Raw genomic sequence first — 22,696 nt, forward strand, 5'->3', positions numbered from 1 at the left:
GTTCAATTTCACTGGAATAGGGGGTAGGGATTCGGCATGTGGGCTGATAACGAAACAGAACGCGATTTTCTCAATTTCTCGGGCATTGCCGATACCGTCGCTGAAATCATCGCGCAGGCGCGCGGTCGTCCCGTCTCGATCGGTGTGTTCGGGGTCATGGGGTGTGGGCAAGTCTTCGCTTATCAAGTTGACTCAAGCTTCTCTATCTTCGCGCCCGAGACAAGAAGTGGATAGGGAATTCGTCGTCGTGGAGTTCAATGCTTGGCTCTATCAGGGATATGACGATGCTCGCGCAGCGCTGATGGATGTCATCGCGGACAAGCTGGCGGAAGAAGCTAAGAAGCGGGAGACAGCGGGAGATAAAGTCGCAGAGTTCGTCAAGCGAATCCGGTGGCTCCGCCTCGGTAAGCTTGTGGCGACCGACGTCGCGGCTTTAGCTTTGGGGTTACCACCGGTTGGCGTTCTTGGTGGGGTGTTCAACACCGCCAAGGATATGGCCGACGGAGTTAGTCAAGACGAGTTGAAGGCTACTGATAAGGCGGTAAAAAAGGCGGGGAAGGAAGTCGGTGGACTGTTGGATGCGCGGACTGAACTCTCGCCACCCAAGGAGATTCAGGCGCTACGCGATAGTTTTGAACAGGCATTGGAGGAATTGGGGATCACCCTGGTCGTGTTGATCGATGATCTTGATCGTTGCTTGCCACCAACCACGATTTCCACACTAGAAGCGATTCGGCTGTTTCTGTTCCTGCGAAATACCGCATTCGTAATTGCTGCGGATGACGCAATGATTAAGCATGCCGTCCGGCGCCACTTCGAAGATATTAATGACGATTTGGTGATCAATTATTTTGACAAGCTGATTCAGGTTCCTATCCGCGTTCCTCCATTAGGTACGCAGGAGGTTCGCGCCTACATGATGCTATTGTTCATAGACAACAGCGATCTGGCTCAAGAACATAAAGATGGAATTCGAGCAAGAGTGTGCGAGCAGTTGCGTAAGACATGGCAAGGAAAGCGGGTGGATCGAGCTTTCGTTGCGGGGTTGCATGCAGACTTGCCAAGTGAACTAGTCGGAAAGCTGGATACTGCTGATCGTCTCGCTCCTCTAATGGTTGCTGCAACGGGGATTGCCGGAAATCCTCGCCTTATCAAGCGTTTCCTAAACGCACTGTCTATTCGCATGACTATTTCCAACGCCCAAGGCGTTGGCGTGGATGAGGCAGTGTTAGCCAAGCTGATGCTGTTTGAGCGATTGGGAGACAGCAAGGCATTTGCGGAACTTGTATCTAAGGTCAGTACCAGCAACAACGGAAAGCCCGCGTTTCTTTCGGAGTGGGAAAAATCGGCTATTTCGGGTGCCGAGTTGGCACTTCAAGATCCCTGGAAAACCCCCTTTGTCGAGGAATGGTTGCGATTGCCTCCTGCGCTTGCAGATATCGATCTGCGCGGCGCTCTCTACGTGAGTCGCGAACATGCTCCGCTGATCTCACCGGAAGATCGACTCTCATCAGATGCAGCCGAGGTTCTCACTGCGCTCCTTGCGCAGCCGGAGATGGCAGGCAGCTTGAAATCTCGTCTAGCAGCCTTGGCTCGGGCGGAGACGACAGTGCTTATGGACCGTGTATTGGAGAAGGCGCGACAAGAGCAGGAATGGGGTGTCCCCGCCATTCTCGAATCTGCCATGGCGTTGGCCGAGTCTGATCCCGCGTTGGGAGCGCGCCTAGCAGCATTTCTGCGAGATCGACCCGCTGCCCAAATCCGACCCAGCATTGTTCCTAGGATCGCTGACCAATCTTGGGCAAAAGATGTGTTCGATGCGTGGGACGCGGACGACACAAGTAAGCCGGTGAAAGCGGCCATCAAAGCAAGAATGGGCAAATAGATGGGAACTTCTCAAAGCAGTGGTGGACCACCGGCGAGAGGTCCGATGGTCCCGCCTTGGGCGGACGCGCCTCCCGCGGGGGGCGATGGCGCACCCACTCCCCCGCCCGATGCTCCTGGCGAGCCGGCTACCCCGCCACCGCAAGCCCAGCCGCAAAGATGGACCGGGGTGCGCCGCAATCTTGGTGAATTTGCTCGAAGTGGCGATGGTCGCTCCTTAAGGCGAGCGGTCAAGCATTACGTGCGATCCGGCTATGGCGGGGCTGCAACGGCGTCCCGTCGGATGGGGAGCACTGGTGGTACTGCTAGCGCACTAGGCAATGCGCTAGCGGGATTGCCAGGTGGAGGCGCTGCTCAAGCTGGCGCTCCGCTTGAACGGCCGCTACTCGAAGGTAGGTCGGCCGAGGAGATCATGGATCGCGTTGTCGATGCGGTGCGGCCAGTGGATGGTACACAGGACGCAGAAGCATCTCGTGCTGCGATCCGCGACGCTCTAACGGATCTTCTGACGCAGTATCAAGATGCAGATCTGCTTGAACTGTCGCTGGATCAGCGAGAATTCGCGATCGAGCGATTCGTGGCTTATGACGTTTTTCAGCGCTTCGAATTGGATGTTGGGCAGCACATTCAAGACAGCGCTCCCACGGTTAGCGAAGGCCTGTCACGTCTGAAGGAGGCAAAAGACTACATACGACAAACGGTGTCCGCGTCCTTCCGAAAGCTTCGTCAATCGGGGAGGGGGTTAACTGATGCAAATGTCTCGCAAGTTGTGAAGGAAGCATTGAGAGACTCATTTGAGATTTTCGAGGGCTACATCGAATGAAGCTCTTTGCTGCGCCACGAGGTATCGCATTGCCACCGGCGACGGATCTCCAACTAGTTCTTTATGGACAGCCTGATCGTCGCGCTGACGGTTCACGTCTAGTAGGTAGTGCGGGTGAGGCGGTTGAGCACTGCATTCAGCGCCTGCGATATGCGCCCGCCCCAAGAGCGTGGGATTTTCTTTCGCTCGCTCTCTCAGTGGTCGGGGCAGATCTGTGTGTTCATAGGGCAGATAGTCCTGATGGCTGGACACGTCAGATTGATCTCACAACTGCTGTTGGAGAGCCAGAGTTCTGGAACTCAGAGGTTCCCAAGATCGAAGCTGCGCTTCGGTTCTTATCGACCGACATATGGGCCATTCGCTTCGTTGGCGGGGGGCGTCGCACTGACGCCCCGGACGAACTGTTCCGCCCTGCTGAAGATAGCGTATGTCTGCTCTCTGGCGGGATGGATAGTCTGATCGGTGCCATCGATCTCGCGGCTTCTGGACGACGCCCGATTGCAGTAAGTAATACGGTGCGCGGCGACGGTGACAATCAGCATCATTTTGCTGAAGCGACCGGCATCACTCATCTTGCTCTAAACCACAACGCAAGCCCGCCGTCAGGCTGGAACCGGGAGCCATCGCAACGTGCCCGCTCGCTCATCTTCTTGGCATTCGGAGTTTTAGCGGCAACCTCTTTGCAGGTATATCACGATGGGGAACAGGTTCCATTGTTCATCTGCGAGAACGGCTTCATTGCGCTCAATCCCCCATTGACCGGAACGCGACTAGGAAGCCTGAGCACAAGGACCGCTCATCCAGAGTTTCTCTATGGCGTTCAATCGCTGCTAGATGCGGCTGGTTTGCGGGTTAAGTTGGTCAATCCATACCAACACAAAACAAAAGGTGAGATGTCGCGAGAATGCGCGAACCAAGCTCTATTGCGTGATTTGGCCGCTTCATCAGTTAGCTGTGGTCGCTATCGAGTCTTTGGTTATAAGCAATGCGGCCGCTGTGTTCCATGCCAGATTCGACGTTCGGCATACTTGGCGTGGGGTCAGACGGATCCAACCGACTACAAGTTTAGGGAACTTGGACGCAGAGATTCAGACCACGCTAATTTTGATGATGTGCGGTCTGTTGCCATGGCTATCTCCCGAGTGAATAGTGATGGCTTGGAATCTTGGCTGCGGTCGGCGTTGTCATACCCGCATGCTGGTGCTCGTGCGCCTCTCAGGGATGTGGTAGACAGAGGCATTGGCGAATTAATGGCGCTACATCGATCGGTTGGGCTGATTTGATCGACTTTCACTGCCATTTGGATTTGTACGCCAACCCTCATCAGGTTGTTTCTGAGTGTGTTGAGCGCGGCTTGTACGTTCTATCAGTGACAACGACTCCGTCAGCTTGGGAAGGCACTTCTGCCCTGGCTGACGCCGCTCCTCGGATACGAACTGGCTTAGGTCTGCATCCGCAGATCGCACACGACAGGCAGTTTGAGCTGCCGTTGTTTGAGAAGCTCTTGGAGCGAGTTCGCTATGTTGGCGAGATAGGATTGGATGGCAGTCCTGAGCTGAAACCGCACTGGCATACGCAACTAGGGGTATTCGAGCAAATCTTGGAGTTGTGCCAGAAGGCGGGCGGCAGGGTAATGTCCCTGCATAGCCGAAGAGCTGCTAAGGCTGTTCTTGATTTGCTTGCAAAGCATCCCGGGGCAGGCACGCCGATCATGCATTGGTTCTCAGGCACCCAGAAGGAACTTGATCGCGCTGTTGAAATAGGTTGCTGGTTTAGTGTTGGGCCTGCAATGCTGCGCGGTGAAAAGGGCAGACAACTCGTTGCGGGGATACCGCCTGAGCGCATTCTGATCGAGTCGGATGGGCCTTTCGTGCAGATTGATGGCCGGACCATTTGGCCTTGGGATGCCGCGCAAGCAATCAGTGGTCTCGCTGAGATATGGAAAATTGATGAGCAAGAGGTTGCAAGTCGCTTGAGGGGCAACTTGCGGATGATTGGTGGGGTCTAGCTAGGAAGAGCGCGCTGTTTCTCAATTGCGATGCTTTTGTCTCCTTCGATGGCGAGGTTTGTTTCGATCATTGCGACCATTTTCGGATAGCAACCCATATATCGTGGCGAACTGGCCCAGGTTCGGCCAGTATCTCGGCCGTTTTTCCGGCCATAGCGTTGCAAGGCGACATCAGTCTTGGCCGAACCCGGGTCAGCTGTCCGCATCGGACACCTCAGGCGTCGTTGCTAGCAGCCACATCAAGCCGCTTCAGAACGCGCCTTCCCAGGGCCGCGAGTTGAATTTCTGCCTTCTTGGCCTGCTTCCAGAGGTGGCGAATCTCACGGGCTTCCATTTCATGCTGCACCAACAGGTCAATTTCATCGACGTGAGCGCCACTGGTCACGTGCCTTAGGTCGACACCGCTCTTTCGCATCGACCCCACATCTTTCAGCCAGCGTCTAGACGCTGCGCCGCGGGTTCTTGCCTCTGAGTAAACGACCTCTTTCCAGGTCAGCTCAAGCCCAAACAATCGGGCGCGGACATACAGGATCCGCATGGACGTTCTCACCTTCGCGTCTGCGCCGTTAATTGCCTTGTGACGTTGGACGATTGCCTTACGTGCGACTGACCGTTCCGTTCTGGCTCGGTCCCTCAGGTCCAGTGCCAGCTGCTCAATGGCCAGCAGGATGCTGAAGTATGAGTCGTGTGCTCCAAGAATTGCGGTCCCGAGAGCATCCCCGGGATGATCCTGGTACAGGCCATCCTTCCAATAACGCTTGTCCGGATCGGGTCCATCCTCGATATCCATCATTGAAACACCTTCAGTAGTTCGGGTACTGAAGGTTTCGCATGGGGATACGTCCGCTGGGAAGTGGACACGTAACTCTAGACTTTTGGCCTCGACACGGGGGAGCCGCTTCGCCAGTCGGCGGGCGGCCCCCGTTAGATCAAAGCGAGAGCTGTAAACCCGATTCGGCACGGGCGTCAGTTGAATCGGATAAGCGGGGGTATTGCGCGAGCCGCTCATATTGATCAGCAGGATCGCTAATTTCTGATCGTCTTACCGGCCCTTGATCGGGTCATTGCTGTCCGCTGTCGGCCGAGGCTGTGTAAAAACTCCCGGGCGCGGTGCTGCCGACGACGATGCAGCCAGTTTGAGCAACCAGCGCTGCAGTAAAAGAACTTGATGCTCAGGCTGCGATGGCCCGCACCATGCCCTCGGTGCCCATGATCTTGATCATCCGCTTCATGTTGTAGGCCAACACCGCCAAGCTGATCTCCGTTTTGACCTTCGGTAGTGTCTTCGTCAGCAGTGGCGTGGTGCCGAGCCAAGATTTGAGTGTTCCGAAGACATGCTCTACCGTCTGCCGTCGTACCACGGCGGCTTCCGGCCTGGCATCCAGCAGCATCTGCATGCGTTCGAGCACGTGTTCGTGCTCCCATCGTCCGATACGCCTGTAGCTGGCAGTCGTGCACTTCTTCCGGATTGGGCAACGGGGGCAGGCGGATGACCAGTACTTATGCAAGGTCAGCCCCTTCTCCTCTGTCGTGAAGCGGCGGATCGCCCGTTCGCCCGCAGGGCATTCGTACTCATCCGCGGCTGCGTCGTAGACGAAGTCCCGTTTGTCGAACCGACCTTCGGCCTTGCTGTTCGACGTGAGGGGCTTGGGCACCAGCGGAATGACGCCTGCGTCTTCGCACGCCCGGATCTCCGGGGCGCTGAAGTAACCGCGATCCGCCAGCGCCGTCATGTGCTCGGCGCCAAGGGCATCCTTGGCCTTCATCGCCATGTGTGAGAGCTGCGCACGGTCATGACCGTCGTTCGTCACGTCGTATGCCACGATCAGGTGATGCTTGGCATCGACCGCCGCCTGGACGTTGTAGCCCACGGTGCCGGTTGCGCGTCCGCTCGAGGTCATTGATCTCGCGTCCGGATCCGTCATCGAGATCTGGCGGTCTGGAGAGGCCTCAAGCTCTTTCTCGATGCTGTCCAACTTCTCCATCTGAGCATGCAGCTTGGCCAGCTTGTCCTTCAGGTGCGGTACGCGCCCCTCCGGCAGCAGCGCCGGGTCGCGATCTGCCCGGTCCAGTTCGGCTAGATAGCGAGCAACGCTGTCCTCCAGTTGCTTCCGGCGCCCCTTGATCTTGCCGACGGTGAAGTTGCGATCTCGACTGTTCACTGCCTTGAGCTTGCTGCCGTCAATCGCCACGATCGCGTGCGAGAAGACCTTCATGTTCCGGCACAGCGCGACGAACCGACTGCACACGGCCGTGATCGCGCTGCCGTTGTCCTTGCGGAAGTCGGCGATGGTCTTGAAGTCCGGTGCCAGCCGGCCTGTCAGCCAGATCAGTTCCAGGTTCCGTTGCGCCTCCCGCTCCAGGCGACGGCTCGACTGGATGCGGTTGAGGTAACCGTAGATGTAGATCTTGAGCAGCGCGGCGGGGTGATACGCGGGCCGACCACCTGCCGCGCGATTGGCGGCATCGAAGCCCAGTACGCTCAGATCGAGCGCCTCGACGAAGGCATCGACCACCCGCACCGGGTTGTCTTCGTGGACGTAGTCTTCCAGCCGATCAGGGAGCAGAAGCCCCTGGGAGCGATCAACGCCATCCACAAATCGCTTCATGTAGAGCACCCATCGACCGGTGCTCAGATCATGCCAGTGGAGGCAGGGTTTTCACACAGCCTCGGCCAGATGCGGACATTCGCGGTGTCCAAATTCAACACTCACCGTGTATGTCATGCAGACAGAAAATCGTCTAGGTCATCGATCTCCGCCACGGGACTATCTCGTCTCCCGCGCGGTCATACGAGTCGCACAGCTTTGCGACACTCGCATGGCAAGCTCGGCGCTAGTCGGTGCGGCCAATCCGGACGAACGCTAATCGATGCCCCACCCATCTGCACCTGCCCGCTAACGACGCCGTTATCACCGCCCCATGTCCAGAAGCACAAGAAAGAAAGGAAAGAGATCGAAGGGCAAGTCGGAGCGCTCGCACGGCGGCCCCGTCTATATACCGATGCCCAAGCTGTTCCGGGACGACCTGAGCGATGACGAGCGCCGGAACGCCATCAAGGCAATGGCTAAGTCCTTCAGCGATGCCCGGGACGCGGCTTTCGCCACGATCGGTCGATTCGTGTCGAGGTTCGATCCCCTCCATTCGCTATCGGTGCTGGCAGCCTACGGGCTGTCGATCGACGTCACCAAGGACGGCGTCCGGGCCGCCGAGGCCAAGCGCGACAAGATCCATCAGGACCACGTGGAGCTGCTGCAGGCATTCGTCTTGCAGAGGGGTGTTGGCGATTGGCCGCTGCAGCCGCCGCGGCCACAGGACGTCCAGGAACAATGGGATGCGCTGATCGAACTTGGTCACGGCTTCGACCTCTCCAGGATGCGCCCACTCGACTCGGAGAGCGAATCCGACGCCCTCGTCATGCTGCAGGAGAAGATCCGCAGCAATACACGCGCGGTCCGCAATTGGGGGTACTACCATCAGGTCAAGGACATCGGGCATCGGCTTCTGGCGCCGCTGGACGAGCGGATGCGATCCGTCCTCGGATTCGCCGGTACCGAGCTGATCGCCGTCCTCGATAGCCTTGTCCGCGCGAACGAGGCGCGGATCACCGAACACCGAAGAAAGTTCTTCGGCGCTCTCGGCAAGCCGAGCGTGCCCGAGATCGTGACCGCATACGCCGAGGCCATGCCTGCTGCCGATTGCAGCGGGCTTCTCGACTACTTCATCCGGAACGATTTCAGCCCGCAGCAGGCCCGGGCCATGCTCCTGGCGCATTCCGAGCACGCGCTCGAGGCTTGCTTCACCCATGAAGCAGGCGAGGTTTCCGCAAGAGCCGGCGTGGCTGTGGATCAGGTCAAGGCCATCTTCCAGGCATTGGGGATGCTTCCCGGCGAGTTGAACGACCGCACCCCAGAACTGTTCCTGCTCGACAACCCGGTCTGGACGTCGCCTTGGATAACCCTTTCGGATGACACTATCTTCGCTTGCATCCCCCAGACCGGGTTCTCGTTCCTGTTCGAGATCGTTGAGCGGTTCGTCGCGCCCAGTGAACAGCTCAAGATGGCCTGGCACGACCGGCGCGCCGCCTTCTTGGAGGCCGACGTTGCCGGCACTCTGTCGAGGGCCCTGCCCGGCGCCGCCGTGTACCGGAATCTGAGCTGGCAGGTATCCGGGACGGAACGGCACGGCGAAACCGATGTGCTGGTGGTGCTCGACAGCGTCGCGATCATCGTCGAGGCGAAGTCAGGATCGGTGTCCGCGCATAGCAAACGGGGCGCTCCGGACCGGCTCAAGTCGGAGATACGCGAGCTGCTGGAATCTCCGGCCCTGCAATCCCAGCGCCTGCACGCCGCGATGGAAGAGCACCGGTCCGGGGGGCGCCAGCTGGTCCTTTCCAAGCACGTCGACCTGTGGATGGTGCGGTATGTCATGCGGATGTCCGTCACGCTGGAGGACTTCAGCACGATCCAGTCCGACATCGGCAAGCTGCAGGCGCTCGGGCTGATCTCGAAGGATGTCGCGCCGGCGCCGACGTTGTGCTTGGCCGACCTCCATACCGTCGTCGAGATCCTGGATGCGCCGGTGATGTTTCTGCACTACCTGCACCGGCGGGTGCAGCTGGAAGGCAAGTTCTCGCACGACTCCGACGAACTCGATCTGCTCGGCGCGTACCAGATAAACGGCCTGCTTTTTGGCCGGAAGGAAACCGATGGAACCCGCATCACCTTCTACCGGATGTCCGAGAAGATCGACCGCTACATGATGTCTCTCAGCGAAGGGATACGCACCGCGAAGCCCGGGCGGCGTCTGGACGGTCCTTGGGCAGGAATTCTCGAACGCGTCCTCCAGGTGCGCTCCCATCGATGGCCGGAGATCGCCATCATGCTGCTGGATGCCGATGACCGTGCGCAGAAGACACTGGCGCGCGACATCCGGGAACTCATCAAGAAGCATCGCTACCAGAAAACGACGCCTTACCAGAATATCCTCGTGTATCTTCCCGACGGCGTCGGCCTGAGCGCGATCACCGCCGTGGTGCTGCGCAAGGAGACCGTCGCGCATCGGCAGGAGATCGCCAGAGCGGCAGCGGAAAAGTCCTTCGAAGATCCGCGCCCCGTTCGCTGCTTGGTGCTCGTCTACGACGCAGATGCCCCGACATTCCCGTACAATCACCTGATGTTGGCGGACCGTTTGCCGGCATCGGCCGGGGACGAGGTTGGCAACGCAGGGCCTCAGCTACCAGATGGCACCTGCGACAGCCGGACGGAGCCGTCCGAGCACGCCTCATGACGACAGCCTTCTCGACGACGACGGTGAAGCAGGCGCACGTAGCCAATCACTACGTTCCCAGGCTCTACCTCAAGCAATGGTCCGCTTCGGGAATGATCCCTACGTACCGATTGCTGGTCCCGAACGAGTCCTGCTCGCTCTGGAAGCTGCAGTCTCTGAAGGGCATCGCTTATCACCAGCATCTCTATACCTATATCGCCGGAGACGAGGCCACCGACGAATTCGAGCGCTGGCTGGACAGCGAGTTCGAGGGTCCGGCCGAGGAGGCCATTGACCGCGTCGTTCGCGAAGACACGCTGACCCCCGAGCACTGGGCGCGTTTGGCGAGGTTCGCCGTAGCACAGGATGTGCGCACGCCTGCCCGGCTGAGGGAGTTCCTCGCGAGGCAGTCGGAGCAGATGCCCGACCTCTTGCAGCGCGTCGTCCAAGACTCCGTCCAGCAACTGGAGCAGGACGGATCTCCGGTCGGGCTTGGCTCGGCAGCACTTCAGGATGAATCCAAGGCGTTTCCGCTGAAGGTCACGATCGAACGCGAACCCGATGGTAGCGGGACGCTGAAGGCCACGACGCTGGTAGGAAGGAAGATGTGGATATGGAGCCAGCGCCACCTGCTCACGAGCACCATCCAGAAGCTTCCCCCAATCCGCTGGACAATCCTTCACGCACCCTCGGGCGTATCGTGGCCAACCTCGGACAACCCGCTTGTGCGACTGAATTTCTTCAACCCCACCAACTACAACTTCGGTGGCGGATGGGGCGTTCAGAACGGAGACATTCTCCTACCCTTGAGCCCCAAACACCTGCTTTACACCTGCATTGGCAGAAAACCGCGGCCCCGGGGAACCCCACTGGACATGGGTACTGCGCTGCTTATCCGCCGGATTATCGTCGAGCACGCCGATCGCTACGTGTTTGCCGTGGAGCCGGGGGATATCCATTCGATTCGCCCGCGTATCGTTTCTCCGGAGGCTTGCAAGGCCGAGCGAGAAACATGGCAACGCTGGCATGACGATCAAAGCCACGCCGAGATCGCACTGGCACGGTAGCGCCAATGGAGACGAATCAATGCGGCCAACTTCTGATCGCCAACATGTCGCTTAAATTGGCATGCTGGAATCGAAGCCACGGCATTTCCACCTGGTCGGCACAACCCCAATGGCAAGTACTCTCGTAGGCATCCCGCGCCTGATGCACCATACGTTCCCTCCATATGGGAGTTGCATCTACTGCGGCAGAACGGACGATCTGCGCACCGAGCACATCGTTCCGTACGGACTCGAAGGCAACCTGAAACTCCCCCGCTCCACGTGCGGCGAGTGCGCGGACCGCACCAGCAGGATCGAGCGGGCAGTCCTGCGCGGTGACTTCAGGGTGGTTCGTGTCTACCGCGGTCTGCAATCACGGCGGAAGCACGCCGGCGCGCCGGAGCTGTACGCGCTCAACATCACCCGTGACGGGCAAGAGCAACAGGTTGAAGTGCCGCTGGACGAGTATCCCGTCGTCCTCCACTTCCCCATCTATCCACCGCCGCGAATCCTCACGACGTCAGAGAAACGGCCCGGCGTGGACATCAGGGGGGTCGACACGATCTCGTTCGGACCGAATCCACTTGAGGTGATGAAGAAGCTTGGCGCGCAGTCGATTGGCGCAACGCTTTCGCAGCGGCCCGCCGAGTTCGCTCGGATGATCGCCAAGATCGCCTACGCGATGGCGGCCGCCACCGGAACATTGAAACTGCTGGCCGAATCGTCGGAGCTGCCGGCCATGATACTGGGAGAAGACGATGCAATCGGTCATTTCGTCGGCACCATCGAAGAACCGAACGCCAGCCACCCCGAAATCCACCGCGTGCTGTTAATCGAAGACCGGGGCCGCGGCTTGCTGATCGGCGACGTGCAGATCTTCAGCGATTCGCACACCCCGAGGTACGGCGTCGTGATCGGAAAGCTTGCCTAGCCGCCGTCGTCGCCACCTTGGGGTGCGACCCCAAGCACCTCATCCAGGCCGTGGATCAGGAGCCTTTGCAGTCGATCCTTTGAGATCGCCGACATGCCCTCCGCCGCAGCTCGAATCCGGTCGCGGACCTCGACAGCCCAGGGCCGCTCGTCACTCAAGTCTTCATCGATCCGGCCGTGCTTATATCGAGCCTTGAGGGCAATCATTGCGTTCCGCTGGCCACGCGGCTCCAGCCCGAGGAACGCATCGACGAACCGAGCCGGATCCAGGGACGCCAGGACCGGGATGTCGTAGAACTCGTTATCTCCCTGATTCGTCAAGGAGACCCGACGTAGGAACAGGCCAGAATCCTCCTGCATGTTCGCCAACAACTCCTCGGCGATCGCGGGCCTGCGGTCGATATCGACAGCGCGGCGCTTTTCGTCCAGATAGTCGCGCAATCCAATGTACTCCTCCGACCGGGATTCGTGGAATCCCAGCCCGTCGTACGCGTCGAATGCCAGACCGAAATGGTCTTCGTGTCGATCCAGCGGCTCAAGCAGGCCGTTCGCGTACAGATAGTCCACGTATGCCCGACCGTCGGCGACTACCTGTTCGACACCATTTGCGATGCCTCCGATGCGCGAGAGCCAGAGCCGCAGTCCGAACACATGCAACACCTCTCCTGGAATCGTGTACTCGTGCGCGGCGAATGCGCGCTCCATCTCTGCAAGCGCGCGATCGACCTCCTCCTCCGTCCGCTCATGCGAATGCCAGACAGTCCGCCAGGCAGGCTCCTGCGCAACCGTCACGAAGTACGAGCTCTGATCGAGCTCGTCACGTATCCGCTTCGGATCGACGACCCCCTTCACGATCAGGTCGATCAACGTGTCGTCCGACAGTGCGGTGGTGTCCAACTGCACTGTGGGATACCGCTTCTCCACCGCCAGTATCTCCGGCACTGGATCGCCCTCCTCGCGCGGCAAGTAGGCCGAAAGCAGATTGTTCTGGCGATCCTGTATGTCGCCGGCCGACAGTCGCCCGGCCTTCACCTCGAAAGAAATCGCAAACAGCAGCCCCAGCAACGCCGTCAACGCTTTGTCGTGAGATCGGTGCCTATCGTCCAGAACGGCATAAAACCGCTCGAAGTCCCAGATTGCCTGCTGCAGTATCCGGAGATTGCCCAGCTCGGATTGGTGATAGATCTCGGAGATGACGGACGCATTCGCCGCGACGGCTCCCCTTGCGCCGTCGTCTTTAACCGAAGCGATGAACGCAGCCTGCGCATCGTCAAAGGCCGATTGGACGTCAAACATCCTTCCAACCACCTTCTCGCGAATGCGCTGGTAGTTCTCGTCCGCTATCTCGCTCTCGTTCGCAATGATGACGACCTTGCGACCTTCCTGTTCGACGAACACGTTGATGTAACCCATCACCGTGTTGATCGGCATCTGGCAACGCTCCAGGTCGTCGAATACATACAGATCAGACTTCGACCGATCGACGAAATCCTTTGACTCTAGATCGAGCTCCACATTGAAGTACTTCCCGACCATCTTGAGCGCACGGCCGCCAAGCGTGACGCCCTTCTTCTTTAGGACGGGATACATGGATTGCAGAATGGCGTCGTCAATCTCATCGAGCGACCCGAGGCCATACAAGCTGACGTAGATGTATCGCGTCTTCTGACTATCGAGCGATTTGAGGAAGTTCTTGACTACGTATGTCTTCCCAATCCCCCACGGGCCGTTCAGTAGAACCGCGAACCCTGGCGGCGTCGAGAAAGACAGGTAGTAACGCAGGTATTCCTTGACGTGATGGTTTCGGTCGTTGGCTGCAACGCCGCCCGAGGCATCCGCCGCGGGCTGGGACGCCGCGTCATCTGCCGCGACGCGGTTGGCCTTGGTCAGCCGTCTTCTACGCCAGTCAATCATTGCGCTATCCCCATGTCGCCACCCTTTACTAACACGCCCCGAGCGGCGATTAGCCTCGCGGCACCCTAAGACGTCGCCCTCCGCGAAGCCTAGGGGTTTTCGTACCACATCCCCTTTCACCGGGGCTGACTAGTCGCATTCCGTGGATGTGGTCTGCGCCGCCACTAGAACCATAAGCTGAAATGATCTTAGGCTCCCGCGAAAGCGGGCTTTACTGCTTCCTGCATGGCCTTGCTCCAGCGGCCGCTATGGGTCGAGGCTGTGTGAAAACCCTGCCTCCACTGGCATGATCTGAGCACCGGTCGATGGGTGCTCTGCATGAAGCGATTTGTGGATGGCGTTGATCGTTCCCAGGGGCTTCTTCTCCCTGATCGGCTGGAAGACTACGTCCACGAAGACAACCCGGTGCGGGTGGTCGATGCCTTCGTCGAAGCGCTCGACCTGAGCGCGCTGGGCTTCGAGGCGGTCAATCGCGGGGCTGGTGGCCGTCCTGCCTATCACCCCGCCGCGCTGCTCAAGATCTACATCTACGGTTACCTCACTCGCATCCAGTCCAGCCGGCGCCTGGAACGGGAGGCGCAACGGAACCTGGAGCTGATCTGGCTGACCGGTCGACTGGCGCCGGACTTCAAGACCATCGCCGACTTCCGCAAGGACAACGGCGGCGCGATCACAGCCGTGTGCAGTCGGTTCGTCGCGCTGTGCCGGAACATGAAGGTCTTCTCGCATGCAATCGTCGCGATTGACGGCAGCAAGCTGAAGGCAGTGAACAGTCGGGATCGCAACTTCACCGTCGGCAAGATCAAGGGGCGCCGGCAACAACTGGAGGACAGCGTTGCGCGTTACCTAGCCGAGCTGGACCGGTCAGATCGCGATCCCACTTTGTTGCCAGAGGGCCGCGTTCCCCAGCTGAGAGACAAGCTGGCCAAGCTGCATGCGCAGATGGAGAAGCTCGACGAGATTGAAAAGCAGCTTGAGGCCACCCCCGATCACCAGATCTCGCTGACGGATCCCGACGCGAGATCAATGACCTCAAGTGGCCGTGGCACGGGCACGGTGGGCTACAACGTCCAGGCGGCGGTCGACGCCAAGCACCACCTGATCGTGGCATACGACGTGACAAACGACGGTCACGACCGTGCGCAACTCTCACGCATGGCGATGAAGGCCAAGGACGCCCTTGGCGCCGAGCATATGACGGCGCTGGCGGACCGTGGTTACTTCAGTGCCCCGGAGATCCTGGCGTGCGAGGAGGCAGGCGTCATCCCGTTGGTACCCAAGCCTCTGACATCCAACGCCAAGGCCGAAGGCCGGTTCGACAAACGCGATTTCGTCTACGACGAAGCCGCTGATGAGTACGAATGTCCGGCGGGCGAACGGGCGATCCACCGCTTTACGACAGAGGAGAAAGGGCTGACCTTGCACAAGTACTGGTCCTCCGCCTGCCCCCGCTGCCCAATCCGGAAGAAGTGCACGACTGCCAGCTACAGGCGTATCGGACGATGGGAGCACGAGCATGTGCTCGAACGAATGCAGATGCTGCTGGATGCCAGGCCGCAAACAGCGGTGGTGCGAAGGCAGACGGTGGAACATGTCTTCGGCACGCTGAAATCATGGCTCGGCACGACGCCGTTGCTGACGAAGACGCTACCGAAGGTCAAAACGGAGATCAGCCTGGCAGTTCTGGCCTACAACATGAAGCGGATGATCAAGATCATGGGCACCGAGGGCATGGTGCGGGCCATCGCAGCCTGAGCATCAAGTTCTTTTACTGCAGCGCTGGTTGCTCAAACTGGCTGCATCGTCGTCGGCAGCACCGCGCCCGGGAGTTTTTACACAGCCTCGGCCGGAAACGGACAACGGTCAGCACCGGCCCGCAAGATTAAAAGCGGAATCATGACGTGGAAACACCTGGGCGTTTCCACGTGAAGCAGAGTAATGGGGAGGCCAACATCTACAAGCATGGCGGGCACTCTCCACAGGACGATCAACCTGTCCGATTCTTCATAAGAACTTTTGTCATGCACCCGAGTACGGAGCCCAACGCTTATCGCCCAACTTTTCGTGAAAGCGGGTAAGCAATGTGTTCTGTTTGGACGGCAAGCGCACAGACAGTCAGTGACATGAAATGTCAGCAATGCTCTCGACTCACAGGATCAGCTGCAGGCTTAGGTTCGGATTCAAGCCTTTTTTACCGTTCATTTCGCAACTTTGATGTAGGTACCTTGGGTGTAGTGTCTTTACATGGACACACATCCACGCCACCACACTTCAAGCCCGCTGCCGCGTTCGTCACTGGATGACGACTCATCGCAAACCAATTCGGTCACACGAGTATCTGGCTTGTCAGCCGAACTTCCCGAGCGACTTAGCGAATTAGAGGCAGCCCGATACCTCAAGAAATCCGTCATCACGTTGCGCAGGTACAGGCGAGACAGACGGATTGGCTATGGCCGCATCGGACGTGACGTCTACTTCACAAAACAGCACCTAATGGCGTTTCTGGAGGCCAGCGAATGTCCCGCATCATTTACAGAATCACAGACGAGTACTCCCTTGTTTCCCGAAAAGGCACCGCGAACCTCTACCTCGAGTGGCGGGAAGGCGGACAGAAGGTCGCGCGCGCTACGGGCTGTAGCAGCCTTGACGATGCCAAACGACGCGCCCGCGAGCTGATTCTCGAACTGGCCGAACTTCAGGACGAGCCTGCCGAGGAAGTGCCGATCATGGCGGTGCTTGATCGCTATTGGTTGAAGCATGGCGCCAATCTGCCCAGCAAGACCACTGTCAAGCGGGCCATCGCCCTGTGGCGCAAATTCTGGGGCGAGACGGCGACCGTCCCTGAGCTGACCATTGGGCGTCAGGAGGCATTCGTGGACTGGTTGCGGGCTCGTGGCTACAGCGATGGATACCTGCGTCGCGTGGTCGGGGTCGGGCAGACCGCGCTGAATCGCGCCAGAAAGCGCCAGGAGCTCGACTCCGTCCCATTCATCGAACTACCGCCCGGTGGAGAGGCATTCCCGCACAGGGCCTCTAGGACTCAGCTGGTAACGCTGCTGAATACCCCCATGCCCCCTCACGTCTGGACATACGTCCTCATCAGGCTCAACACGTGCTGCCGAGGTGATGCCGCGCTGGACTTGCAGCCCTATCTGGTGGATTTCGAGACGGGAATGGTCCGCCTCAACCCGGCAGGCCGTAGGCAGACCAAGAAACGTCGTCCGACCGTCCCGCTTACTAAGACGCTGGCCAAGCACCTCAAGGGTCACGAAGGCCCCTACTACGCCGGCTGGCAGGGTCGTCGCACCCAGTCAATCAAGACAACTTGGCGCAAGATTCGGGCTGCGGCAAGGCTGCCCATATGGTTCGCACCCAAAGTACTTCGGCACACCGTGGCCTCGGAACTGCGCCGGCGCGGTGTGCCGGAGTGGGACGTGAAGGGGTTGATGGGTCATACCGGCGGCGGGGTCACCGAGGGGTACGCCAAATTCGACGGCGCCAAGGTCAGTAAAGCCCTGGATGCATGGATGGCAGACCTTGCGAAAGACGTCCCGGCGCTGCGAAAGACGGGCGCAAAGCCTATCCAGGTGGTGCGCGGGGTCAGTACGGGGTCAGCCGCCTCACCAATGAAAACGGCGCATCCCGTAAAAGATGCGCCGTATCAACCACTTAAAGTGGTGGGCGGTACAGGGTTCGAACCTGTGACCCCTACCATGTCAAGGTAGTGCTCTACCGCTGAGCTAACCGCCCATAGGGAGCGGAATGGTAGTCGCCCCAAGGGTTCACTGCAAGTGCCGCGGGCGCGGCTAGGCGCCGCCGCCCACCGGGTTGCCTTGCTGGTCACGCGCCTGGCCCTGCCCGAACTGCGAGTAGGCGCTGAAGTTGGCCAGGGTGCCGTTGAAGAACATCGCCGCGATCGGTGGCGTGGCGATCAACAGCACGGTGAGGATCACGCCCAGCCCGGCCTGCTGCATGGCGATGCTGTTGATGCCTTCGCCAGCGGCGGCACCGTTCATGATGATCTGGTACTTCACGAACATCGCCAAGGCGACCACCGCCACCATCTTCATCGCCACCGACACCATGAAGGACAGGACGCCCAGCGAGAACGTGGTGCCGATGCCGTACTGCAGCCACTTGCCGAAGAGCGCCTTGGTGTTGTTGAACAACAGGCAGAGGATGAACAACGGCCCCAGCCCGACAAACAGTGCCAGCGCCACCTTATAGGTCAGCAGCAATGCCCCGCCGATCACCGCCGGGCCGGCAACACCGAGCGTGCTCATCGTGGTGGCCTTGGTGAGTTGTTCCTTCCAGCTTTCGCCGACCGACAGCGAGGCGTAGCCGTCCATCAGCGCCGTGGTCGCCTGCATGAGCTGGAGGTTGCGGTCGATCTGCGAGGCGGGTGAGTCCTCATCGATGGCGACCAGACCCTGGATCGCCTTGGGCAGCGTATCGCTCAACAAACCCGAAATACTTTCGCCGCCGAACGAAAAACTCGTGGCGAGCAGCGTGATGAGCACTACCCTCATCGACTGGGTGACCAGCATCATCATCGGCTCGCGGGAACGCCCGGTCACGATCAACCAGCCCTGGAACAGGATCCAGACCGTGATCATGGTCGTGCCGAACAGCAGTATCCACTGGATCAGCCCGGTCATCAGGTTGTGTCGGAAAGTTTCGATTTCCCCGTCAAGGAAACCGAAGATGGCCCTGAAAAACACCCACTGGCCTATGCCGTCCATTGCTTGAGTCCTTGTTCCATGCGCGGACAGGGCTCACCCGTCACCGCCGTTTCGCCTTGACCAGATCACTGTCGAAAGCGAGTTCCATCACGATCAATGCCGCCGCGTTTCCGGCGAGTCGCCTGCCAGCCGAGGGGTTGCCATTGGCGGCATCCTGGCCGAGGCGTTCCTGTGACGACTTGAGGTAGGCGATCCTCGCCGCATAGGCATCGTCATAAGCCTTCTGCTGCTGCTGATCGATCTGGATGAGCGCCAACAGCGCGAGCATCTTGTTGGTATTGCTCTGCAGCTCTCCAACATGCTCGCCATCGATCCGGGCGCGCTGGGTCTGGATGGCCTGCAGGCGTGCATAACGCTGCTCAGCGAGTTCACTCATCATCAAGCCGTATTTGAAACGCGCCTTTTCGGTCTCGACGATTTCCTTGCACAGCGTCCACTGCTTGCCGGCATTGCCTTTGCCTTTGTCGGGCGCTGGCGGAAAAAGACGACGCACGCGATCGGTGATTTTCGGGAACTCCGGGATCTCCGGCTGTTTAGGCTCTGGACAACGGGCCTGCTCATCCATGCCCACCGACGACACCTGATCCTGCTCCTTGGCCGTGAACTTCCTGGGCGGATCCTTGAACCGGCCCTGCTGGGTCCCCTTCTTTGGCGCGTTCTCGAAGTCGCCCTGGCCGATGCGGTTCTGGCTGGCCAGCTTGTTGTCGACGTCATCGTCGTAAACGCGCCAGTCCGCGGATGCCGAGATGCTCAGGAGCAGCATGGCGACCAGACCCATCGACACGATGCGCCGGCCTATCCTGCGCACATCGATGCCGTACATCCCCAAGGCTTCAATCGTGCCGGGGTAGCGACGCGTACTCATGCGCATATCTCCCTCTTGTTCGCCCCTGATCGAGGCACGCGTGGAAGGGATTCTTCGCCCTTCAATCGCCGGCCGGGACCCTTGCGCCGCTCGTAGAAACCGGGGAGCCAGTGCTCCGGTCGAAGCTGATCGGTGCCCACGCCAAATGTCCCAGCCGTGTCATCCAGCACGGCATGCAGCACTTCGATGTTGTCGGTGCTGGCCGAGATCACCGCGAGGTGGTCGTCCATCCCGCGCAGATCCAACTGGCAGATGCTCGACGCATGTCCCTGCTTGACCAGGAAGGAACGCGAGCGCTCGTCCAGCCCGACCACGACCTCGTATTCCGCATCACTGAGCTTCAAGCCCTCCACATAATCCTGCCGGCTGGCATTCGGGTTGGGCAGCAGGACCAGGGTCGCCGTCTGCTCGACCAATGCCGCGGCGATATCGCTTCGGAGCGCATCCTCGGGACTTTGTGTGGCAAAGATGCCCAGCCCGTTCTGCTTGCGGATGGTCTTCTGCTTGTTCTTGGCGAATTCCTTGAGGCCACCCTTGCCTTCCAGGATCTTCCAGAACTCGTCCATCACATAGATCAGCCGGCGGCCGTCGATGAGGGATTCCAATCGGTGCAACAGGTAGCGGATGACCGGCACGCGTACTTCTTCGTTTTCGATGAGGTCCGTGTAGTCGAAGCCGATGATCCGGCTGCGCGATAGATCGATGGTGTCGCGCGGGTTGTCAAAGACCCACCCCAGCGAGTTGCCACGCGTCCATTTGCGCAGGCGTGCATACAGGCCGTCATCGCCCATGTTGGGCAGGCTCTTCTGGAAGTTGGTCATGCTGCGGAGCGGCGCCGGCATGTCGAGCATCGCCTCCACGGCGCGGAAGATGTCCTCCTCCTCGCGTGCGGAGTAGGACGGCTTGCCTGCCAGGATCTTCATCAGATCGGCGAGGAACTGGAGGTTGCCTTCATCCTTCTCGCACTGAAAGGGATTGAAGCCGGTGGGCGCCCCGCTTTCGAGCGCCAGGTAGTTGCCACCGCACGCGCGGACGAAGATCTCCGCACCCCGATCCTTGTCGAAGAAAAAGATCGTCGGCGCCGGATCGAGCTTCTGCGTCTGGCTGAGAAGGAAGTTGATCAGCGCGGTTTTGCCTGTACCGGACTTGCCGATGACCATGGTGTTGCCGATCGCCTTTTCGCCCAACGAATTCTCATTGGGCAAGGTGGCGTGGAAGTTGAAGTGATAGGCCTGCCCGTTGGTGGTCTGGAGCGTGGTGACGCATTCACCCCAGGGATTAAGTTCCTTCTTGCCGTTGGTGAAGTTGTGCAGGGGCGACAGCCCGAGGAAGTTGAGCGAACTCAGGTTGGCGATGCGGGTCCGGTAGCGCCAGTTCCCCGGGAACTGCGAGAAGAAGGCCGGAGCCACCGCGAGCGTCTCCTTGGTCGAGACAAAGCCGGCGTTCGACAACTCCGCGCGTGCCGACGCCACCTGCTTCGACAGCGCTTCCTGGCTGTCGGCATAGAGGGTCATCATGAAGTGGTATTCGCCGAGCACGAAATTGCCCGAAGAAAGCTGGTCCATCGCCACATCGAGCTCGGCGACCTGGCTGACCGCCCGGTCGCCCGACGAGATCATCATCCCCTTGGTGCGCTCGAGGGTCTTGAGCGCATCGTGACGGCCCATCGGACTGAAGGAATGGGTAATGACGTAGCCGAAGTCCAGGTACTTCAGCCCATTGAGCACACCGGGGTGCGTGCCCTCCGGATACTCCTTGATATTGAGGATAGCGCCATACACCGTGCGGCCGTCCGGCGTGTTGATCATGAAGTCGCCGGTCCGGCTGGAAAACATCTGGCGGCTCACCGGCAGGTAGTCACGAACCGGTGCGGCGAGGACCGGCACCGGCTCATCCACGTGATTGAGCAGGTAGCCCTGCAGTTCGAGCAACTCCGAGAACACCACGCCGCTGTCCGCTTCGTACATGGCGAGTGGGCGCGGTGCGTATTCCTTCAACACCGCCTCTACGCTCGCCGACAGTTCATCGATGCGGTCCAGAGCTTCGCGTTGCTCGGCCTCCAGCCGGCCCAGATTGCCGTGTTTCTCGTGCAACACCTTGCCGTCTGGTGAGGGGCGATAGAGCATCGTCAGGAACAGCTCGTTCTGCATCAGCTTCTGCGATGACAGCCGCTGGTGATAAAGGTCCGACATCGATTGGTTGAAATCCCCGGTGACGCGGGGGCGTGCATCGATGCGTTGCCGGCGGCGCACGTCGTGGACCCAGAACGCCACGTTGACGTAATCCGGCGCGCGCAAGGACTGCAACAGGCGGTTGAAGGTGGCGTGCCTGTGTTCCAGCTCCCATGCCTCGCGCCCGACGAAAGGCATGCCGGCCAGCCGCCAGGCCACCATGAAGTCGCCGCCGGTGGTCTTGAGCACCCGGGCGGACACATGGGTCGAGAACGGCAGGAATTCGCTGGGCGAGGTGTCGGGCGTGAACATGGGGACCTCAGGTCGACGTCAGGGCTTGCGGGCCGGCTTGCCGCGATAGGCATTGGGGTTGAACACCCAGAGACCGGCGTGCCGGTCCCTGTTGCGCATCCGCAATCGCATGCCGATGGAGAGCCCGAGCAGCCGGAAGATCATTTCGTCGCGCTTGGCCATCATCCGCATCAGGTGGATGACCACGGGCGCGAATACGAGCAGGAGCAGGTTGCCGCTGTACATCGCGACAAGCAGGACGCCCCCGGCACCGATGAAGAAGGGAATATAGGGAACCCCCATGAACATCGGTGGCCGGGTGCATCCCCGGAACACGGTGCTCTTATGCATTCAATGTGGGCGCGACATGGACCACCTGGGCGGTGGTGCAGTCCTCGCTGAAATCGCCGTTGCCGATCACCATGACCGCGATCTGGCCCGCCGCGCCGATCAGCAGGCCGCCGATCAGGATCGGCGCGACATCGGAAATGCGCTTATGGGCGAAGGCGATCTGGTAGCCCGCGAAGATGATGGCGATGGTGACGATGAGGATCGACGCAACCTTGAGGATGGTATGCACATTGCCCATCACGCCACAGAGCTTGGTTTGCGCTTCGGTGCCGCCCGGCGACGGATCAAGGCCATGCGCCATCGCGGCCGGAATGATCAGCAGGTAGGCGAGCAGGATCAGCAGTGCAGACAGTTTCATGCGGCTCGGCAGCTTGGTCGGGAACTTCATAGGTGTTGCATCCTT

The 22,696-nt window shown here is 59.7% G+C and carries 19 protein-coding genes and 1 tRNA gene; 11 read left to right on the forward strand and 9 right to left on the reverse strand.

Going from position 1 to position 22,696, the window contains the following annotated elements; all coding sequences use genetic code 11:
- The first annotated feature begins 36 nt into the window (after positions 1–36).
- From DCD74_RS12960 to qatD, 5 genes are all read left to right on the forward strand, one after another.
- A complete protein-coding gene (locus DCD74_RS12960) occupies positions 37–234 on the forward strand; it encodes a hypothetical protein (protein ID WP_237049724.1) in 198 nt (65 codons plus the stop codon).
- On the forward strand, positions 164–1,885 hold the full coding sequence (locus DCD74_RS07165) for a KAP family NTPase (RefSeq protein ID WP_237049556.1): 1,722 nt from the start codon (positions 164–166) through the stop codon (positions 1,883–1,885). Before DCD74_RS12960 ends, DCD74_RS07165 begins: the two co-directional genes overlap by 71 nt.
- A gap of 282 nt (positions 1,886–2,167) precedes the next feature.
- A complete protein-coding gene (gene qatB, locus DCD74_RS12845) occupies positions 2,168–2,707 on the forward strand; it encodes a Qat anti-phage system associated protein QatB (protein ID WP_335645454.1) in 540 nt (179 codons plus the stop codon).
- A complete protein-coding gene (qatC, locus tag DCD74_RS07175; protein ID WP_112926708.1) occupies positions 2,704–3,990 on the forward strand; it encodes a Qat anti-phage system QueC-like protein QatC in 1,287 nt (428 codons plus the stop codon). The genes qatB and qatC overlap by 4 nt, the downstream gene beginning before the upstream one ends.
- A 23-nt stretch (positions 3,991–4,013) precedes the next feature.
- Entirely contained in the window at positions 4,014–4,715 is a 702-nt protein-coding gene (qatD, locus tag DCD74_RS07180; RefSeq protein ID WP_237049696.1) for a Qat anti-phage system TatD family nuclease QatD, read from the forward strand.
- Positions 4,716–4,929: 214 nt separating this feature from the next.
- Here qatD and DCD74_RS07185 read toward each other — a convergent pair whose 3' ends face one another.
- Together DCD74_RS07185 and DCD74_RS07190 are read right to left on the reverse strand one after the other, a co-directional pair.
- Complete coding sequence (locus DCD74_RS07185) at positions 4,930–5,505, reverse strand: hypothetical protein (RefSeq protein ID WP_217424240.1); 576 nt, start codon at positions 5,503–5,505, stop codon at positions 4,930–4,932.
- Between the two features lie 382 nt (positions 5,506–5,887).
- On the reverse strand, positions 5,888–7,324 hold the full coding sequence (locus DCD74_RS07190) for an IS1182 family transposase (RefSeq protein ID WP_112926711.1): 1,437 nt from the start codon (positions 7,322–7,324) through the stop codon (positions 5,888–5,890).
- A 394-nt stretch (positions 7,325–7,718) separates the two neighbouring features.
- Between DCD74_RS07190 and DCD74_RS07195 the strand changes: the two genes are divergently transcribed.
- The 3 genes from DCD74_RS07195 (at position 7,719) to DCD74_RS07205 (ending at position 11,960) form a co-directional block, all read left to right on the forward strand.
- Positions 7,719–10,004, forward strand: coding sequence for a hypothetical protein (locus DCD74_RS07195; protein ID WP_112926712.1), 2,286 nt, complete (start codon positions 7,719–7,721; stop codon positions 10,002–10,004).
- Complete coding sequence (locus DCD74_RS07200) at positions 10,001–11,050, forward strand: DUF4238 domain-containing protein (RefSeq protein ID WP_112926713.1); 1,050 nt, start codon at positions 10,001–10,003, stop codon at positions 11,048–11,050. Before DCD74_RS07195 ends, DCD74_RS07200 begins: the two co-directional genes overlap by 4 nt.
- A gap of 61 nt (positions 11,051–11,111) precedes the next feature.
- Positions 11,112–11,960: an HNH endonuclease gene (locus DCD74_RS07205; protein ID WP_162615934.1), complete on the forward strand. Its 849-nt coding sequence runs from the start codon at positions 11,112–11,114 to the stop codon at positions 11,958–11,960.
- On the opposite strand, the gene DCD74_RS07210 is transcribed toward DCD74_RS07205, so the two are convergent.
- Entirely contained in the window at positions 11,957–13,873 is a 1,917-nt protein-coding gene (locus tag DCD74_RS07210; RefSeq protein ID WP_112926715.1) for a P-loop NTPase fold protein, read from the reverse strand. The genes DCD74_RS07205 and DCD74_RS07210 overlap by 4 nt on opposite strands.
- 318 nt (positions 13,874–14,191) lie before the next feature.
- Here DCD74_RS07210 and DCD74_RS07215 point away from each other — a divergent pair, with 318 nt between their 5' ends.
- The 3 genes from DCD74_RS07215 to DCD74_RS13195 all read left to right on the forward strand — a co-directional run bounded on the left by DCD74_RS07215 (position 14,192) and on the right by DCD74_RS13195 (position 17,598).
- Positions 14,192–15,628 carry an IS1182 family transposase gene (locus tag DCD74_RS07215; protein WP_112926716.1) on the forward strand — a complete coding sequence of 479 codons (1,437 nt, stop codon included), beginning with the start codon at positions 14,192–14,194 and terminating at the stop codon, positions 15,626–15,628.
- A gap of 489 nt (positions 15,629–16,117) precedes the next feature.
- Positions 16,118–16,549 (forward strand): helix-turn-helix domain-containing protein, encoded by a 432-nt coding sequence (locus DCD74_RS13190; protein WP_112926717.1) that lies wholly within the window; start codon positions 16,118–16,120, stop codon positions 16,547–16,549.
- 392 nt (positions 16,550–16,941) lie between these two features.
- On the forward strand, positions 16,942–17,598 hold the full coding sequence (locus DCD74_RS13195) for a site-specific integrase (RefSeq protein WP_407072229.1): 657 nt from the start codon (positions 16,942–16,944) through the stop codon (positions 17,596–17,598).
- On the opposite strand, the gene DCD74_RS07230 is transcribed toward DCD74_RS13195, so the two are convergent.
- The 6 genes from DCD74_RS07230 to DCD74_RS07255 all read right to left on the reverse strand — a co-directional run bounded on the left by DCD74_RS07230 (position 17,549) and on the right by DCD74_RS07255 (position 22,651).
- Positions 17,549–17,623: transfer RNA gene (locus tag DCD74_RS07230), tRNA-Val, on the reverse strand. The two genes, DCD74_RS13195 and DCD74_RS07230, sit on opposite strands and share 50 nt — an antisense overlap.
- Positions 17,624–17,679: 56 nt before the next feature.
- A complete protein-coding gene (locus DCD74_RS07235) occupies positions 17,680–18,531 on the reverse strand; it encodes a type IV secretion system protein (RefSeq protein ID WP_162615936.1) in 852 nt (283 codons plus the stop codon).
- 124 nt (positions 18,532–18,655) lie between these two features.
- The gene (locus tag DCD74_RS07240; RefSeq protein ID WP_162615937.1) at positions 18,656–19,480 is read right to left on the reverse strand and encodes a hypothetical protein; all 825 of its coding nucleotides are present in this window, start codon (positions 19,478–19,480) and stop codon (positions 18,656–18,658) included.
- Entirely contained in the window at positions 19,477–21,963 is a 2,487-nt protein-coding gene (locus DCD74_RS07245) for a VirB4 family type IV secretion/conjugal transfer ATPase (protein ID WP_112926720.1), read from the reverse strand. Before DCD74_RS07245 ends, DCD74_RS07240 begins: the two co-directional genes overlap by 4 nt.
- Before the next feature lie 18 nt (positions 21,964–21,981).
- Positions 21,982–22,293: a type IV secretion system protein VirB3 gene (locus DCD74_RS07250; protein ID WP_112926721.1), complete on the reverse strand. Its 312-nt coding sequence runs from the start codon at positions 22,291–22,293 to the stop codon at positions 21,982–21,984.
- Positions 22,286–22,651 (reverse strand): TrbC/VirB2 family protein, encoded by a 366-nt coding sequence (locus tag DCD74_RS07255; protein WP_112927727.1) that lies wholly within the window; start codon positions 22,649–22,651, stop codon positions 22,286–22,288. Before DCD74_RS07255 ends, DCD74_RS07250 begins: the two co-directional genes overlap by 8 nt.
- Positions 22,652–22,696: the final 45 nt, after the last annotated feature.

Origin of the sequence: Lysobacter oculi (assembly GCF_003293695.1) — a bacterium.
In the GTDB taxonomy this organism is placed as follows: domain Bacteria; phylum Pseudomonadota; class Gammaproteobacteria; order Xanthomonadales; family Xanthomonadaceae; genus Solilutibacter; species Solilutibacter oculi.

What these genes read in the sequence shown, in the direction of transcription:
- DCD74_RS07190 (WP_112926711.1), bottom strand. Translation starts at nt 7,324, where the DNA reads ATGAAGCGATTTGTGGATGGCGTTGATCGCTCCCAGGGGCTTCTGCTC.
- DCD74_RS07195 (WP_112926712.1), top strand. Translation starts at nt 7,719, where the DNA reads ATGCCCAAGCTGTTCCGGGACGACCTGAGCGATGACGAGCGCCGGAAC.
- DCD74_RS07255 (WP_112927727.1), bottom strand. Translation starts at nt 22,651, where the DNA reads ATGAAACTGTCTGCACTGCTGATCCTGCTCGCCTACCTGCTGATCATT.
- DCD74_RS13195 (WP_407072229.1), top strand. Translation starts at nt 16,942, where the DNA reads ATGCCCCCTCACGTCTGGACATACGTCCTCATCAGGCTCAACACGTGC.
- DCD74_RS07240 (WP_162615937.1), bottom strand. Translation starts at nt 19,480, where the DNA reads ATGAGTACGCGTCGCTACCCCGGCACGATTGAAGCCTTGGGGATGTAC.
- DCD74_RS07185 (WP_217424240.1), bottom strand. Translation starts at nt 5,505, where the DNA reads ATGGATATCGAGGATGGACCCGATCCGGACAAGCGTTATTGGAAGGAT.
- DCD74_RS07250 (WP_112926721.1), bottom strand. Translation starts at nt 22,293, where the DNA reads ATGCATAAGAGCACCGTGTTCCGGGGATGCACCCGGCCACCGATGTTC.
- DCD74_RS07210 (WP_112926715.1), bottom strand. Translation starts at nt 13,873, where the DNA reads ATGATTGACTGGCGTAGAAGACGGCTGACCAAGGCCAACCGCGTCGCG.
- DCD74_RS12960 (WP_237049724.1), top strand. Translation starts at nt 37, where the DNA reads ATGTGGGCTGATAACGAAACAGAACGCGATTTTCTCAATTTCTCGGGC.
- qatB (WP_335645454.1), top strand. Translation starts at nt 2,168, where the DNA reads ATGGGGAGCACTGGTGGTACTGCTAGCGCACTAGGCAATGCGCTAGCG.
- DCD74_RS07205 (WP_162615934.1), top strand. Translation starts at nt 11,112, where the DNA reads ATGCTGGAATCGAAGCCACGGCATTTCCACCTGGTCGGCACAACCCCA.
- DCD74_RS13190 (WP_112926717.1), top strand. Translation starts at nt 16,118, where the DNA reads ATGGACACACATCCACGCCACCACACTTCAAGCCCGCTGCCGCGTTCG.
- DCD74_RS07235 (WP_162615936.1), bottom strand. Translation starts at nt 18,531, where the DNA reads ATGACCGGGCTGATCCAGTGGATACTGCTGTTCGGCACGACCATGATC.
- DCD74_RS07200 (WP_112926713.1), top strand. Translation starts at nt 10,001, where the DNA reads ATGACGACAGCCTTCTCGACGACGACGGTGAAGCAGGCGCACGTAGCC.
- qatC (WP_112926708.1), top strand. Translation starts at nt 2,704, where the DNA reads ATGAAGCTCTTTGCTGCGCCACGAGGTATCGCATTGCCACCGGCGACG.
- DCD74_RS07215 (WP_112926716.1), top strand. Translation starts at nt 14,192, where the DNA reads ATGAAGCGATTTGTGGATGGCGTTGATCGTTCCCAGGGGCTTCTTCTC.
- DCD74_RS07245 (WP_112926720.1), bottom strand. Translation starts at nt 21,963, where the DNA reads ATGTTCACGCCCGACACCTCGCCCAGCGAATTCCTGCCGTTCTCGACC.